A 15,434-nucleotide genomic window follows, 5' to 3' on the forward strand; every position below is an offset into this window, starting at 1 on the left:
GTTATGGCAACAAAAAGCGAAGGCGCAATCACAGCCTATTCAGTAAAAACCAAAACCAAAAACGTTCCTATCATTGATCCGGTAATCGACGTAAAAGCTGGTCGTTATATTGCGACTGGTAAAGATAAAGACGGCAACAAGCTTGCTGCAATACTTGGTAAGGCTAAGGCTGAAGAGCACATTAAAAATGGTGCAGCCAAAAAAGGTACTGGCTGGGAATAATATTTATTTCTAACAACACCCACAAATGCCCGTAATGTTTTACGGGCATTTTTTATTTTATGCCGTTTTAAACACTTAGAACGATTTAGCTACTCGGGAAAATAAAAGACACATAGAAGATGTGCCTTTATTATTAGGTTTGCGATTGGATTACGCTGTAAATATGCATATTACATATAATATTTACAATAGGTTAATGCAATAAATTATTATTTATTGCGTTTTAAGCAAGCTTTCATGGCAGGGTTAATACTTTAAATATTGATATTGCCGCTTAAAACTTCTCCTCTATCCCTAAACCAAACAAAGCGAAATCATATTTTACCGGATCAGTTGGGTCAAATGCTTTTAAATGTTCTGTTAGTTCGACAGCTGTTTGCCAGTCGGTTTGTTTACGATTGATCAGTAATAACTTACGAGCCACACGATCAACATGCAGATCGCATGGACAGATCAGATCAGCTGGTTTAATTCTGTCCCAAATGCCAAAATCAACACCGCAATTATCTTTTCTAACCATCCAGCGCAAAAACATATTCAACCGTTTACAGGTCGATTTTTGCGATGGGGATGATACATGCTTTTTAGTGCGATGCGGATGATCAGGCAGTGAAAAAAAGTATGCTCTGAAATAATTTAAAGCCTTCTCGGCATTCCAATCGGTTGAATGGGCCGGCACAAATGCATCCTCTAACGAATCAAAGCGCTCGTAATGTTGCCTGAAAAAAGCGATAAAGTACAGCGTATCTATATCATTAAATGTACGATGCTTAAAATTAAGTAGCTTTTTCAGGTCAGGTTCCTCATGATTTATGATAAAATCATACGGCGCCCCATCCATCAGGCTGATCAATTCCTTACATTTTTTAATGATAGTAACCCTTTGCCCCCATGCTAACGTTGCTGCCCAAAAGCCCATTATCTCAATATCCTGCTTTTTGCTGAACATATGTGGTATACTAACCGGGTCAGCTGTAATAAATTCAGGACGATTATACTGGGCGACCTTTGAATCGAGAAATACTTTTAGCCCCCCTTTCCCCTGAAGGGGGAGTTCTTGAAATTTACTTTTGAACATAAATTCTAAGTTCCCCTTTAGGGGTTAGGGGTTTAGTGCTTGCTTCAAATCCTCCAGCAGATCATCAATATCCTCTACCCCTACGCTTAGGCGCAACAGGCTGTCAACCACGCCTACTTTTTCGCGTACCTCTTTGGGTATAGAGCCATGCGTCATGGTAGCCGGGTGGTTTATTAACGATTCAACACCACCCAATGATTCAGCTAACGAAAATACTTTGAATGACGATGCGATCTTAAAGGTATCTTCCAGCGTGGCATCTTTTAGGGTGATAGATATCATGCCGCCAAAGTCACGCATTTGTTTTTTAGCTACTGCATGACCGGGAGCATCTTCAAAGCCAGGCCAGTATATTTTACCCACTTTAGGATGATCCTTTAAGAATTCTGCCACTTTACGGCCGTTTTCGCAATGAGCCTTCATGCGCAGGTGCAATGTTTTTATACCACGTAATACTAAAAAGCTATCCATAGGGCCCGGTGTAGCACCACAGGCATTGTAAATGAACCAAAGTTTTTTATACAGTTCCTCATCATTCAGCATCAATGCGCCCATTACTACATCCGAGTGGCCGCCGATGTATTTGGTTACCGAGTGCATCACAATATCAGCACCCAGATCAATAGGGTTTTGCAAGTATGGCGAAGCAAAGGTGTTATCCACCACCAGCTTTACATTATTCTCATTAGCTATTTTGCCAACAGCCTCAATATCCACTATCTGCATGGTTGGGTTAGTTGGCGTTTCAACCCATATCAGTTTGGTGTTCTCGTTAACATACTTGCGTATATTTTCCGGATCAGCAAAGCTGATAAAATGGAACTTGATGCCATAATTAGCAAATATCTTGGTGAATATACGGTATGATCCACCGTATAGATCATCACCTGTAATTACTTCATCACCCGGTTGCAACAACTTCATTACGGCATCGGTAGCGCCCATACCGCTTGAAAAAGCTAAGCCATATTTGGCATTCTCTAAAGCGGCCAAACAATCTTCAAGCGCTTTACGGGTTGGGTTGGTACCGCGCGAATATTCAAAACCTTTATTATCACCCGGCGAAGCCTGCCAGTAAGTTGATGTTTGATATATAGGCGTCATGATGGCGCCGGTTGTTGGGTCGGGCTCTTGCCCTGCATGTATTGCTTTGGTCGCGAATTTCATATTGTTTTATCTGATGTATTTATAACGTATCATCAACAAATACATTTTACATAAATGCTGACCGATACGGGATTTAAAAGTAATAAAACTGAATTATTACCTAAACAAAAAATGCCGGTGGTTAGCCGGCATTTTCTTATATGATATTTAAATTACTGTCCTTGTGCTAATGAGTAACCCGGTTTGCCGTCAAACACACTCAACATCTCTGTTGAACAAACTTTAATGCTGTCAGATAATTCGGCAGCAATGGCAAATACATCACGAGCTGTTAATGTAGTACCATCAGTTTTTTCGTAACGGATACGCGATTGGTTAACCAACTCAGTAAATATTGAACCCGTAGGCCAAACCTGTGTACCACGATTTGATATCATTACCAATTTGAATTTATCATTCAATTTTGATTTGGCTATCTCAGCTATCTCGGCTGGCTGTAAAGCAGTTTCAACAAATACGTCAACACCTTGAATTTCCTTGGTGATGTTTGGCGCGGTATCGGTTATCTTATTTTTCTCGGGGCGACTAACCGGTTTACGGGTTTCAAAATTAGGTTGAGCTACTACGCTACCGTTTGCAGGTACCTGACCTAAGTTAGCTATAATGGCATCAGCAAAACCTTGTGTATTTACTGATTGTGTTGAGCGGTCGCCAAAATCGCCGGTATGTACACCTTGCTCAAGCGTGTAAAGCAATGAGTTTTCAATAGTGGCAGCATGTTCGGTTAAACCCAGGAAACGCAGCATTGATATACCTGAAAGCAATAAGGCGGTAGGGTTAGCAATACCACGACCGGCAATATCAGGCGCGGTACCGTGTACAGCCTCGAAAATTGAAATGTTATCGCCAATGTTAGCTGATGGCGCAAAGCCTAAACCGCCTACCAAACCGGCACAAAGATCTGACACGATATCGCCTTGCAGGTTGGTTAATACGATTGATTCAAATATTTCCGGACGGGATACCAGCTTCATACATAGATCGTCAACAATAATGTCTGACACTTCGATCTCCGGGTAATCTTTAGCTATCTGATAAAATGTTTCAAGGAACATGCCGTCAGTAAGCTTCATGATGTTGGCTTTGTGGCCACAAGCCAGTTTTTTAAGGCCTTTACGTTTAGCCATTTCAAAGGCATAACGTATAACCTGTGCTGAACCCGGACGGGTGATTATACGACGACCAACAGCAACATCATTGGTAAGCATATGCTCGATACCGCCATAGGTATCCTCAATATTTTCGCGGATGATGGTGATATTAATATTCATACCTGCTTTTGAGAAAACGGTATCAACACCATTCAACGTACGGAAATCGCGTTGATTAGCATAAGTGTTCCATACTTTACGGGCGGTAACATTTATACTTTTAACACCTTTGCCTTTTGGGGTTTCCATGGGGCCTTTAAATAAAATACCCAGGTTTTCAATAGTAGCTTTAGCCTGCTCGGTCATGCCGGTTGAGTGTCCTGCATCAAAATATGATTTGCCCATTTCAACAAATTCATATTCTAACTGAACATTTGCCGCGTTAAAAATTTTTAATACGGCGTCCATTATCTCCGGACCGATACCGTCACCATTGGCTACTGCTATTTTTGTATTCATTGACTATTTATTTTGTTTAATTGAAACAATTAAGGTTGGAAAATTGCTGCAAATATAGGCTTTTTAAGCCTCGGATTGAAGGCCGAACGGTCAAATTAGTATAAGGTTTTGATAAGAAAATGTTAAGAAAGTATCAGATAATGATATGTTTGGCCTGTAAATCCAAATATTTTAGTGTTGTAACAAATATGTTCCAATTGTTACAATAAGAATGGAACCGCAATATATAAAACAGATGCCTAATAGCTAAACTAAAATGCTTTAATTTGCATTTTGATAATGAAAGCATTTTACGGCGATTTAAAATTAGGAATATTAGGCGGCGGCCAGCTTGGGCGCATGCTTATACAACAAGCTATAAACTACAATGTTACGGTTAAGGTACTCGACCCAGACCGTGAGGCGCCATGCCGCAAGCTTTGTGAAGAATTTACGGTAGGTTCGCTAAGCGACTACGCTACCGTTTATAATTTTGGTAAAAAGGTTGACCTTTTAACCATCGAAATTGAAAAGGTGAACGTTGATGCCCTTGAGCAACTGGAACGCGAAGGCGTACAGGTTTACCCGCAATCGCGTGTGATCAGGCTGATTCAGGATAAAGGATTGCAAAAACAGTTTTTTAAGGAGAACGACATTCCTACCGCGGAGTTCCAGATCATTTCTACGCCCGAACAATTAAAAAACAGCGTTATCCCATTCCCGTACATTCAAAAACTACGTAAGGATGGTTACGATGGCAAAGGCGTATATAAGGTAGTAAGTGAGGACGATCTGTCCGGTGCTTTTACTGAGCCAAGCCTTGTAGAACGTTGGGTTGACTTTGAAAAGGAAATAGCTGTTATAGTTGCCCGTAACGAAAGCGGCGAGATCAAAACCTTCCCGATGGTGGAGATGGAATTTAATCCGCAAGCTAACCTGGTGGAGTTTTTAATAGCCCCATCTACCCTACCATTTGAGGTACAACAGGAAGCCGAAAAGATAGCTAAAAAGATAGCCGACGATCTGAAAATAGTCGGTTTATTAGCGGTAGAAATGTTTTTAGATAAGAATGGTAAGATACTGGTTAACGAGCTCGCTCCGCGCCCTCATAACAGCGGGCATCAAAGTATTGAGGGTAATACCGTATCGCAGTTTGAGCAGCATTTGCGCGCCATCTTCAATCAGCCCCTTGGCGATACTGCTTGTTTGAATAATGCCATCATGATCAACGTATTAGGCGAAGCTGGCCACGAAGGTCCGGCAGTTTATCAAGGTATCGAAAAGGTACTGAAATGCCCCGGAGTATACATCCACCTTTATGGCAAGGCATTAACAAAACCATTTCGCAAAATGGGGCACGTTACTATTGTTGACGCTGACCGTGAGAAAGCGATAGAGAAAGCACGATACGTGCAGAAAACGCTTAAAGTAGTTAGTTGATTTGTTTAGTCCATGGATGATAGTCGATAGTCCATAAACGTAATATTAATAACTTAAACAAAGCTATGGACCATCGACTATGGACCATCGACCCAAAAATGAATCCCCAAATAGCAATAATAATGGGCAGCAAATCAGATCTTGTAGTGATGCAGGATGCTGCCGACGTTTTAAAGGAATTAGGTGTAGCTTACGAGATCACCGTTGTATCGGCGCACCGCACACCCGACCGTATGTTCAGCTATGCTAAAGAAGCAGCCGGCCGTGGTATCAAAGTAATTATTGCCGGTGCAGGTGGTGCCGCGCATTTGCCGGGTATGGTAGCCTCGTTAACGCATTTGCCGGTAATTGGTGTTCCGGTAAAATCAAGTAACTCTATTGATGGATGGGATTCTATCCTGTCTATCCTGCAAATGCCGAATGGTATACCTGTAGCTACTGTAGCGCTTAATGCAGCCAAAAACGCAGGCTTATTAGCCGCCCAGATCATCGGTACAGCAAACGAAACTGTGACTAACAATCTGATAGCTTACAAACAGGAATTAGCTAAAAAAGTAGAAGAATCAGCAAGGGAGATGGAGGGGAATTAACCCCTTCTGAATCTTCCCCGAGAGGGAAGACTTCTTAAAGCCCTCCCCTCTTGGGGAGGGTTGGGTGGGGTCAATTCAACGACGGATTTTCCGGAAAATTAGCGATATGCGCGTATCGGCTCCCCAGGCTGATCACTACCTCTCGCCATAAATTTTGTTCGCTGTTTGCAAATATCAGGTCGGCGTTTAGGCGGTTGGCTACTATCCACGTATCTTCTTTCAGTTCATCATCCAATTGTCCCTGCGTCCATCCCGAATAGCCTGCAAAGAATTTTATCTCGCTCTCATCTAACTGATAACCGTTTATCAGTTGTTTCACTTCCTCAAAATCACCACCCCAAAACATATTATCCCATATCTCGATACCGCCTGATATTTTTTGCGGACAACGATGTATAAAATGCAGCGTATTTTTAGCCACTGGGCCTCCCTCGTAAACCGGCAGATCGGAGTATGATACTTCGGGTAATATATCGCCAAGCAACATATCGGTTTGGTGATTAAGTACAAAGCCTACAGCTCCCTCCTCTGAATACTCAGTGAGCAGTATTACCGAACGTTTAAAGTTCGGGTCCATCATAAAGGGCTCGGATATTAGTAATCGCCCTGCCGCTGCTGATATCGTATTAAGCATAAGGTTTACATTTACTTAACTGTTTAACAATAATCGGAAATTTATGTTCGCACACTAAATTACACTATAACAATATGTACGGTATAATTAATTTGTAAGTTTGCATTGATGGATAACGAAAGGATACAAAATTTACGTCAGGAATATAGTGCTGCCACTTTAAACGAAGATAGCACTAATGATGACCCGATAAAACAGTTCGACAAATGGTTTAATGAAGCCCTTGCTGCCGAAATGTACGAGCCCAATGCCATGACCCTGGCAACCGCCACAAGTGATGGACGACCATCGGCACGCATAGTTTTATTAAAAGGCTATAATGTTGATGGTTTTAAGTTTTACACCAACTACCTGAGCCGTAAAGGTCGTGAAATGGCTAAAAATCCACTGGCTACGCTGGTGTTTTTTTGGGGACCGCTTGAACGACAAATTCGTATTGAGGGTACTATTGAAAAGTTGGGTAAGGGTGAATCTGAACAATATTTTCATTCACGCCCTAAAGCAAGCCAGATTGGCGCCGTAGCATCTCCGCAAAGCCAGGAAATTACAGGTCGTGAAATACTTGAAAGCAAAATGCAGCAATTAGAGGCTGAGTACGAAAGCAAAGAAGTGCCGAAACCATCGCACTGGGGTGGTTATGTGTTAAAGCCAACGCTGATCGAGTTTTGGCAGGGACGCCGCAGTCGTCTGCATGACCGCATCGTATATAAAAAGACCGATAAAAAAACGTGGAAAAAAGTACGTTTGGCACCATGACGTTTGATGACATAAAGGAATTATTGGTAGCCAAATTTGGTGACGATGTTATTACCGGCGAAGAACGTTCAGGCATGCAACCAGCATTATTGATCGCTCCTGATAGCATAGTTGATGTTTGCCGTGAACTGCGCGATAATCCCAAAACCTACTTTGATTTTCTGTCGAACTTAAGTGGTGTTGATTATGGCGTGGATGCCGGTCGTTTTGGTGTGGTGTATCACCTGGCATCAATCCCCTATCGTTTGCAGCTTACCCTTAAGGTGAGTGTTGAGCACGATAGAAACAGCGAAGAACTACCAACTTTCAAAACCGTATCTACCATATATCGCACAGCCGACTGGCACGAACGAGAAGCCTATGATATGCTGGGCATCTATTTTGAAGGCCACCCCGATCTGAGGAGGATACTATTGCCCGACGATTGGGAGGGTTACCCGCTAAGAAAGGATTATAAAACGGCTGAGTATTATAAGGGGATAAAGATTGATTGATGCCCCTAACCCCTAAAGGGGAATAAGATTTTAAATATTATCAACTGATATAATTAGAACTTTGATCACAGTAAATTCTAAATACGAACAAGCACTTCAACGTTACAACGAAAAAATAGCCGACGCTGCTACCGAGGATATGGTGCTGAACATGGGGCCGCAGCACCCGTCAACGCATGGCGTTTTGCGGTTGGAGTTGATAACTGACGGCGAGATTGTTAAGGAGGTGATCCCCCATTTGGGTTATCTGCATCGTTGCTTTGAGAAACATGCGGAAAGCCTTACATATCAGCAAACTATACCGTTTACTGACCGTATGGACTACCTGGCATCCATGAACAACAGCCATGTTTGGGTGATGGGTGTTGAGCGCATGATGGGTATTGATAAGGATATACCTAAGCGTATTGAATATATCAGGGTGCTGATGTGCGAACTTAACCGTATCGCCTCGCACCTGATAGCTATTGGTACTTACGGCATTGATATTGGTGCCTTCACTCCTTTTCTCTGGTGTTTCCGTGATCGTGAACATATTATGGGGTTGTTGGAATGGGCATCAGGCTCCCGGATGCTTTACAACTATATCTGGATAGGTGGTTTATTTTATGATCTGCCGGTTGGTTTTGAGGAACGCTGCAAGGAGTTTGTAGAGTACTTTAAGCCCAAGATGGTCGAGCTTAATCAATTGCTTACCGATAACCAAGTATTTATTGAACGCACCGCCAACGTAGGTGTATTGCCAATGGATGTGGCCATTAACTATGGTTGCTCGGGTCCTATGTTGCGTGGTTCAGGTTTAAAGTGGGATTTGCGCCGTATTGATAATTACTCCGCATATCCTGAACTTGATTTTGATATCCCGGTTGGCAAAGGCGAAATGGGTACACTTGGCGATTGCTGGGACAGATACAAAGTACGTGTTGACGAAATAGCCGAATCAGTAAAAATTGTTGAGCAGTGCCTCGAACGCTTGCAAAAAGAACTAAAACGTACCCCTGATTTTGATCCGCGGGCTAAGCTTCCTCGTAAGATCACGCCTAAAGCTCAAGATTACTACATACGTGGCGAAGGGGCTAAAGGCGAACTCGGTTTTTATTTTATTGCTGATGGGAAATCAGAGATACCCTTCCGTGCCAAATCGCGCGGACCGAGCTTTAACAATTTGTCTGTACTACCCGAAATTTCCAAAGGCGTGATGATCGCCGACCTGATAGCCATTATTGGTTCTATCGACTTTGTGTTGGGTGAGGTTGACCGTTAGATGTAAAAAAGCCCTGTACAGATAAACTACACAGGGCCATTATAACACACTCAAAAAACTCGTTATATGTAGCGGTTTATCAGGTTTTCCAGGTATTCCTGTTTTCCGCTGATCACCTGTGGCTCGCCGTTTTCGGCGGCGTAGTTCCTCAATTCTTCTAACGATAATTTGCCTTCTTCGTACTCTTTACCTTTACCGCTATCAAATGAGGCATAACGCTCCTCACGTATTTTTTTATAGTCTGATTTTTGCAGGATGTTGTCAGCTGTGATCAGTGCGCGGGCGAATATGTCCATACCGCCAACGTGTGCGTAGAACAGATCAGCCGGATCAGTTGAGTTACGGCGTATCTTGGCATCAAAATTAATACCACCGCCCTGGAAACCACCTCCTTCAAGTATGATCAGCATGGCTTCGGTTAGTTCATTAATATCATTCGGGAATTGATCGGTATCCCAACCATTCTGGTAATCACCGCGGTTAGCATCAATTGAACCTAATAAACCCGAATCAACAGCAACTTGCAATTCATGCTGGAATGTATGGCCGGCTAAAGTAGCGTGGTTAACCTCAAGGTTTAGTTTGAAATCGTTTAACAGATCGTATTTCTGTAAAAAGCCTAATACTGTAGCCGCATCATAATCATATTGGTGCTTGGTTGGCTCACATGGTTTTGGTTCGATAAAGAATGTACCTTTAAAGCCTTGTTTGCGGGCATAATCCTTAGCAGTATGTAAAAAGCGTGCGAAATGCTCCTGCTCACGTTTCATATCAGTGTTAAGCAAGGTCATGTAACCTTCACGCCCACCCCAAAAAACGTAATTCTCACCACCTAATGCAATAGTAGCATCTAAAGCTGCCTTAACCTGTGCTGCACCATGAGCCAACACATGAAAATCAGGATTGGTTGAAGCGCCATTCATATAACGTTTATGGCTGAACAGGTTAGCTGTACCCCAAAGTAATTTTACGCCACTTTCGGCTTGTTTTTGTTTGGCATAATCAACGAGTGCTTGTAAGCGACGATCATTCTCGTTCACATCATTGGTATAGTCAACCACGTCAACATCATGAAAACAATAGTAAGGCAAGTTCATTTTAGTGATGAACTCAAATGCCGCATCCATTTTGTCTTTAGCGCGTTCAACAGCGTCAGCTTTTTCATCCCAGGGGAAAACATGCGTAGCACCACCAAACGGATCGCCACCGTTACCACAGAATGAATGCCAGTAAGCACAAGCGAAACGTAAATGCTCTTTCATAGTTTTGCCGGCCACAACGCGCTCAGCATCATACCACCTGAATGCTAATGGATTATCTGATTCAAGTCCCTCAAATTTTACCTGGCCAATGCCTTTAAAAAACTCGGTATTACCTGTTACTATGCTCATAAATATTGTGTTTTATATTAGATTTTCTGTTTAGTTGGTTGCTGTAAGTTGTCTGTCTAACAATTGTTTCCATTCATTATAGATTTCCTCCATATTGTGATCGGGCTGTGGTTCAACACGCTTCAATACCTGCATATTGGTAAAGGCTTCAGCAGGTGATTTAAATATGCCCGCGCCAATACCTGCACCTAAAGCGGCACCCGCGCTGCCATCATTACTGTATAGCTCAACAGGTACGCCGGTTACATTCACAAATATTTGGGTAAACAGATCGCTCAAGAACAGGTTGTTTTTACCTGCACGGATCACCGTAGGGTTCATGCCGTTGCCGCGCATAATATCCAATCCGTAACGGAATGAACAGGCGATCCCCTCCTGTACCGCACGAAATATATGCCCGCGGGTATGAATATTCAGATCGATATTATCAAACTGAGCACCCACAAGTTTATTGGTAAGCATACGTTCAGCGCCATTACCAAAAGGTAATATTCGTAACCCGTCGCTACCTTCGGCAATCTGTTCGGCTTCGGCATTCATTTGAGGATAGCTCAACGTTTGGCCAAACATTTTTTTAGCCCAACTATACATACTGCCCGTACCGTTAATGCAAAGCAAAATGCCTAATCGCTTCAAGTCATCGGTGTAATTTACATGCGCAAAGGCATTTACACGCGATTGCTGATCGTATTCCAGGCTATCAGTAACGCCATATATTACGCCAGAGGTACCGGCAGTGGCGGCTACTTCGCCGGGATTAAGTACGTTAAGTGATAAAGCATTATTAGGCTGATCGCCTGATTTATAAGCTACCTGAATACCGGCCGGAATATTTAGTTCCTGGGCTATGTGTTCAGTTACCGAACCATGCGAAGAAAATAATGGATGTACCGGTGGAAACAGATCATCATCAAAGCCAAAGTATTCCTTTACCTTTTGTGATAATTGATCATTCTTAAAATCCCAGAATATACCTTCTGATAATGCGGAGATTGAGGTACTCACTTCACCAGTCAGCTTCATGGCGATATAATCGCCCGGTAGCATGATCTTATCTATCTTGCTGTAAACATCAGGTTCATTTTGTTTTACCCAAGCCAGCTTTGATGCCGTGAAGTTGCCGGGAGAGTTAAGCATATTGCTTAGGCAAACATCGGCACCAATACTTTCAAAGGCATCGTCCCCAATTTTAACAGCACGGCTATCGCACCATATAATACTGTCACGCAGTACGTTCTGATCTTTATCTACCAAAACCAAACCGTGCATTTGGTAAGCAATACCTATGGCGGCTATCTGTTGTGAATCATACTTGCCTGTGGCATGGCACCTGGCTAATGCCAGTTTTACATGCTCCCACCACATGGCAGTGTCCTGCTCTGCCCAGCCGGGTTTTACCGATTTTATGGGCGACTCCTCATCAGGATATTGCGCAGCGGTTATCACTGCCTGTGTATCAGCATCTACAATACAAACTTTAATGGATGACGTGCCTATATCAATACCTAATAGCAGCATTTTGGCTTGGTTTATTAATTGGTTTTGGTTAATCTGGTTATTTAGCAACGAATTTAAATTAATTTTTTATAAATGCAATCGATTGCACATAATTTTATTCATTACTTTTAGCACAACCATGAAACCAAAAAAGAGAACAACTATATACGATATTGCCGAAAAGCTTAACATTACCGCATCGTCAGTATCGCGTGCGCTTAATAATAGCAGCCATGTAAATGAGGAAACCAAAAAGCTGGTTTTAAAAACCGCCGCCGAGCTGAATTATAAGCGAAATATACTTGCCTCTAACCTGCGCAAAGGCGAATCAAAAACAATTGGTATAGTTGTACCACGCATCAACCAAAATATATTCTCGAACGTAATTGCCGGTATTGAAGAAACTACTTATAGTAAAGATTATAACCTCATCATCTGCCAGTCCAACGAATCGCATGAAAAGGAAGTAAAATCAATTAATGCGCTTATCAATCAGCATGTTGATTGTATAGTAATATCTGTAGCTGCTGAGGGTAATGATTATTCGCATCTACAAAATGTAATAGATCATGGTATAAAGCTGATACAGTTTGACCGTGTGGCTGATGAATTGGAAACACTTAAGGTACTGAATGATAATCACCAGGCATCGTTAGAAGGTATCACCCATATGATCGAACAGGGTTACAAACGTATTGCCTTGCTCGAAGGTCCTCAAAATCTCGATATATTCAGGCAGCGTAAGCAAGGCTATCTTGAAGCATTAAAGTTGCACAATCTGCCGGTAATTGATGAACTGATCATTGAAAATGCCTGGACAAAAGAGTTAGGTGCCGATGCTACACGTAAACTGTTAAGCCTTGCTGAACCACCAGATGCGATATTTGCATCAACATCGGATTTCTCTGCTTTAGGGGTATTAGAGGTTGCTACTTCAATGGGTATTAAAGTACCATCAGAGCTTGGGATTTTGGGTTACTCTAACGAACCGTTTACCGAACTAACCAGCCCTTCAATAACTACTATTGATCAGTTTAGCCATTACATGGGTAAAACCATAGCCAACTTATATTTCCAGGAGTCGGAAAATAAAGAATCGCCTGTGGTGCCGCGAACCATTAGCGTTAAGCCTAAGCTTATCATTCGCGCGTCAACCTCCAGGCGATCCTACCAGTAATAATGTCACTGACCTTTTACATTCATTTTCAAGGTATAAATACCTTTTGACGCCGTGATAAACAGCACATCCCTGTTTTTTCCGGCGAAGCAAACATTACCCGTCCATTGCTCGGGAATTGGAATATTATATAGCTTTTCGCCTTGCGGATTGTATACCGTTACGCCTTTACCGGTTAGATAAACATTGCCCTGGCCATCCAATGTCATACCGTCTGATCCTTGTTTTATGATGAGCACACGGTTGGTAAGCGTGCCATCCTTTTCAATATTGAAGCGGTAAGTTTTATTATCGCCGATGTCTGCCACGTACAGGAATTTACCATCAGCGGTACCTACAATACCGTTGGGTTGTTTAAACTGATCGTTAGCTACAACAGCTTGTTTGCTGCCTTTTTTCACGAAGTAAAGTTTTTCGCCATCCAATTCAGATGACTTATGTTGCCAGTAATCGCGCTGATAGTATGGGTCGGTAAAATACATATCGCCGTTAGGAAGCACCCAGCCATCATTAGGGCCATTAAACCGCTTGCCGTTAAAGTTTGATAGCAGTACTTCGTGCCCGCCCTTTTTATCAATTACCCATAGCTCGTTCTTTTCGTCGGCACAGGCTAACAGCCTGCCTTTTTTGTCAAAGAACAGGCCATTGCTACGGCCGGTTTTATCCATAAACACGGTCAGTTTACCATCGGCGCTGTATTTCCATATTTTATCGTTAGGCTGATCGGTAAAATATACGTCGCCGTTTTTATCGGTAGCAGGGCCTTCGGTAAATTCAAATTGGCGCGAAACTAATGTTGGCTTCTGCGTGGTATCATACAACGGCTTTTGCTGCGCTTTGCTAATAAACGGGCTAACTAAAGCGAGGCCACAAATCAATAAGGTAATGCGTCTTTTCATAAAATATATTGATATAATTTAAAGGTTCTTGATAACGCGGCACGGGTTTCCGGCGGCAAAAACATTGGCAGGTATATCCTTGGTTACTACACTCCCCGAGCCTATGGTTGTATTATCGCCAATAGTCACTCCCGGGCAAATAATAGCTCCGCCACCTATCCAAACATTATCGCCAATGGTAATCGACTTTGCTAATTCGGGACCTTTAATGCGTTCGGCAGCAACCAAGGGATGGGTTGCGGTATATACCTGAACGTAAGGCCCAAATTGTACATTGTTGCCTATGGTAACTAAGGCACAATCCAACACCACACAATTAAAGTTCATGAACAAGTTATCACCGGCTATAATATTGCTGCCATAATCGCAAAAAAATGGAGGCTGGATATCAATGGTTGAGCATTTGCCGAAAAGTTGTTTTAAAACCGCGGTTTTTTCATCCATTGGCGATGCTATCATTTGGTTGTATTGATGCAGCAATTCCCTGGCATGCTGTCGCATTTGGGTTAGTTCTTCATCTGCGGCAACATATAACTCGCCGTCGAGCATCTTTTGTAGTTCGGTTTTCATGGTAGAATATTCAATGCCCTAATATATAAGTTACCCTTTAACCAAAGGAATATTAGTTAAAGTTTATACGGAATATTCTTTCTGTACTGATTGAAAGTAAAGGATTGATTCGGCCTATTTTAAGCTGGCGCTTATTTGTTTGGCTGTATCAAGGTGGGATTTTATTTCGGGCAGATATTTTTTAGCGAATTTTTTGACCGATGATATCTTGGCATCTGCACCGCTACTAAAAAGTTTAACGGCTTCTTCGTGATCTTTAACTACCATGTTGATGTAAGCACGATCAAAATCAACTCCGGTATTTTTAGCCAAATCGGCAATGGCTTGTTGTTTTTCGAGGCTGATGGTGTCATTGCCTGAAACCATGTTTCGGGTTTGCAAGGCTTTCAGATCCTCACTCATATTCGCTTGCTGTTCGGCAAGCATGGTAGCGAACTTTACTACTCGTGGATTTTTAGATGTTGATTTGGCAATGTTTGATGCTTCAACCTCTGCAATGCCCGATTCGGCTGCTTTACGTAAAAACGCAAGGCCATCACCATCAATCATTGCATGCATATTATAATTATTTGCCCTTCGTTTATCTCTGCACGCGCTAAACCCTATTACTGCTGATATTAATAAACCGATGGCAACCGTTCTCCTCATAGTGTAAAATTGTATACG

Annotated in this window: 16 protein-coding genes; 7 read left to right on the top strand and 9 right to left on the bottom strand. The window is 42.3% G+C overall.

What is annotated here, in order from left to right:
* Nucleotides 1-3 precede the first annotated feature (3 nt).
* On the top strand, nucleotides 4-222 hold the full coding sequence (locus tag IM792_RS04620; protein WP_194100608.1) for a hypothetical protein: 219 nt from the start codon (nucleotides 4-6) through the stop codon (nucleotides 220-222).
* Nucleotides 223-496: 274 nt separating this feature from the next.
* Here IM792_RS04620 and IM792_RS04625 read toward each other — a convergent pair whose 3' ends face one another.
* From IM792_RS04625 to IM792_RS04635, 3 genes are all read right to left on the bottom strand, one after another.
* Entirely contained in the window at nucleotides 497-1,300 is an 804-nt protein-coding gene (locus tag IM792_RS04625; RefSeq protein WP_194100609.1) for a TIGR02757 family protein, read from the bottom strand.
* 24 nt (nucleotides 1,301-1,324) lie between these two features.
* Nucleotides 1,325-2,467: a cystathionine gamma-synthase gene (locus tag IM792_RS04630; RefSeq protein ID WP_194100610.1), complete on the bottom strand. Its 1,143-nt coding sequence runs from the start codon at nucleotides 2,465-2,467 to the stop codon at nucleotides 1,325-1,327.
* 152 nt (nucleotides 2,468-2,619) lie between these two features.
* Complete coding sequence (locus IM792_RS04635; RefSeq protein ID WP_194100611.1) at nucleotides 2,620-4,077, bottom strand: NADP-dependent isocitrate dehydrogenase; 1,458 nt, start codon at nucleotides 4,075-4,077, stop codon at nucleotides 2,620-2,622.
* Between the two features lie 279 nt (nucleotides 4,078-4,356).
* On the opposite strand from IM792_RS04635, the gene IM792_RS04640 reads away from it, so the two are divergent.
* A complete protein-coding gene (locus IM792_RS04640) occupies nucleotides 4,357-5,496 on the top strand; it encodes a 5-(carboxyamino)imidazole ribonucleotide synthase (protein WP_194100612.1) in 1,140 nt (379 codons plus the stop codon).
* Between the two features lie 65 nt (nucleotides 5,497-5,561).
* On the top strand, nucleotides 5,562-6,086 hold the full coding sequence (gene purE / locus IM792_RS04645) for a 5-(carboxyamino)imidazole ribonucleotide mutase (RefSeq protein WP_228084928.1): 525 nt from the start codon (nucleotides 5,562-5,564) through the stop codon (nucleotides 6,084-6,086).
* Nucleotides 6,087-6,156: 70 nt separating this feature from the next.
* Here the strand turns inward: purE and IM792_RS04650 are convergent, their stop codons facing one another.
* On the bottom strand, nucleotides 6,157-6,720 hold the full coding sequence (locus IM792_RS04650) for a YqgE/AlgH family protein (protein WP_194100613.1): 564 nt from the start codon (nucleotides 6,718-6,720) through the stop codon (nucleotides 6,157-6,159).
* 108 nt (nucleotides 6,721-6,828) lie between these two features.
* On the opposite strand from IM792_RS04650, the gene pdxH reads away from it, so the two are divergent.
* The 3 genes from pdxH (at nucleotide 6,829) to IM792_RS04665 (ending at nucleotide 9,234) form a co-directional block, all read left to right on the top strand.
* Entirely contained in the window at nucleotides 6,829-7,476 is a 648-nt protein-coding gene (gene pdxH, locus IM792_RS04655) for a pyridoxamine 5'-phosphate oxidase (protein WP_194100614.1), read from the top strand.
* Nucleotides 7,473-7,970 carry an NADH-quinone oxidoreductase subunit C gene (locus tag IM792_RS04660; protein WP_194100808.1) on the top strand — a complete coding sequence of 166 codons (498 nt, stop codon included), beginning with the start codon at nucleotides 7,473-7,475 and terminating at the stop codon, nucleotides 7,968-7,970. The genes pdxH and IM792_RS04660 overlap by 4 nt, the downstream gene beginning before the upstream one ends.
* Before the next feature lie 139 nt (nucleotides 7,971-8,109).
* Complete coding sequence (locus IM792_RS04665) at nucleotides 8,110-9,234, top strand: NADH-quinone oxidoreductase subunit D (protein ID WP_255521446.1); 1,125 nt, start codon at nucleotides 8,110-8,112, stop codon at nucleotides 9,232-9,234.
* A gap of 62 nt (nucleotides 9,235-9,296) precedes the next feature.
* On the opposite strand, the gene xylA is transcribed toward IM792_RS04665, so the two are convergent.
* Nucleotides 9,297-10,625, bottom strand: a complete 1,329-nt coding sequence (xylA, locus tag IM792_RS04670) for a xylose isomerase (RefSeq protein WP_194100615.1) — start codon at nucleotides 10,623-10,625, stop codon at nucleotides 9,297-9,299.
* Between the two features lie 30 nt (nucleotides 10,626-10,655).
* Nucleotides 10,656-12,143 (bottom strand): FGGY family carbohydrate kinase, encoded by a 1,488-nt coding sequence (locus tag IM792_RS04675; RefSeq protein ID WP_194100616.1) that lies wholly within the window; start codon nucleotides 12,141-12,143, stop codon nucleotides 10,656-10,658.
* 118 nt (nucleotides 12,144-12,261) lie between these two features.
* Between IM792_RS04675 and IM792_RS04680 the strand changes: the two genes are divergently transcribed.
* Nucleotides 12,262-13,299, top strand: a complete 1,038-nt coding sequence (locus IM792_RS04680) for a LacI family DNA-binding transcriptional regulator (RefSeq protein WP_194100617.1) — start codon at nucleotides 12,262-12,264, stop codon at nucleotides 13,297-13,299.
* Nucleotides 13,300-13,304: 5 nt separating this feature from the next.
* Here IM792_RS04680 and IM792_RS04685 read toward each other — a convergent pair whose 3' ends face one another.
* From IM792_RS04685 to IM792_RS04695, 3 genes are all read right to left on the bottom strand, one after another.
* Nucleotides 13,305-14,198 (bottom strand): SMP-30/gluconolactonase/LRE family protein, encoded by an 894-nt coding sequence (locus IM792_RS04685; protein ID WP_194100618.1) that lies wholly within the window; start codon nucleotides 14,196-14,198, stop codon nucleotides 13,305-13,307.
* An 18-nt stretch (nucleotides 14,199-14,216) separates the two neighbouring features.
* Nucleotides 14,217-14,768 carry a sugar O-acetyltransferase gene (locus IM792_RS04690; protein ID WP_194100619.1) on the bottom strand — a complete coding sequence of 184 codons (552 nt, stop codon included), beginning with the start codon at nucleotides 14,766-14,768 and terminating at the stop codon, nucleotides 14,217-14,219.
* Between the two features lie 114 nt (nucleotides 14,769-14,882).
* Complete coding sequence (locus IM792_RS04695) at nucleotides 14,883-15,326, bottom strand: DUF4142 domain-containing protein (protein WP_194100620.1); 444 nt, start codon at nucleotides 15,324-15,326, stop codon at nucleotides 14,883-14,885.
* Nucleotides 15,327-15,434 lie beyond the last annotated feature (108 nt).

Source organism: Mucilaginibacter sp. JRF (genome assembly GCF_015223065.1).
GTDB lineage: Bacteria > Bacteroidota > Bacteroidia > Sphingobacteriales > Sphingobacteriaceae > Mucilaginibacter.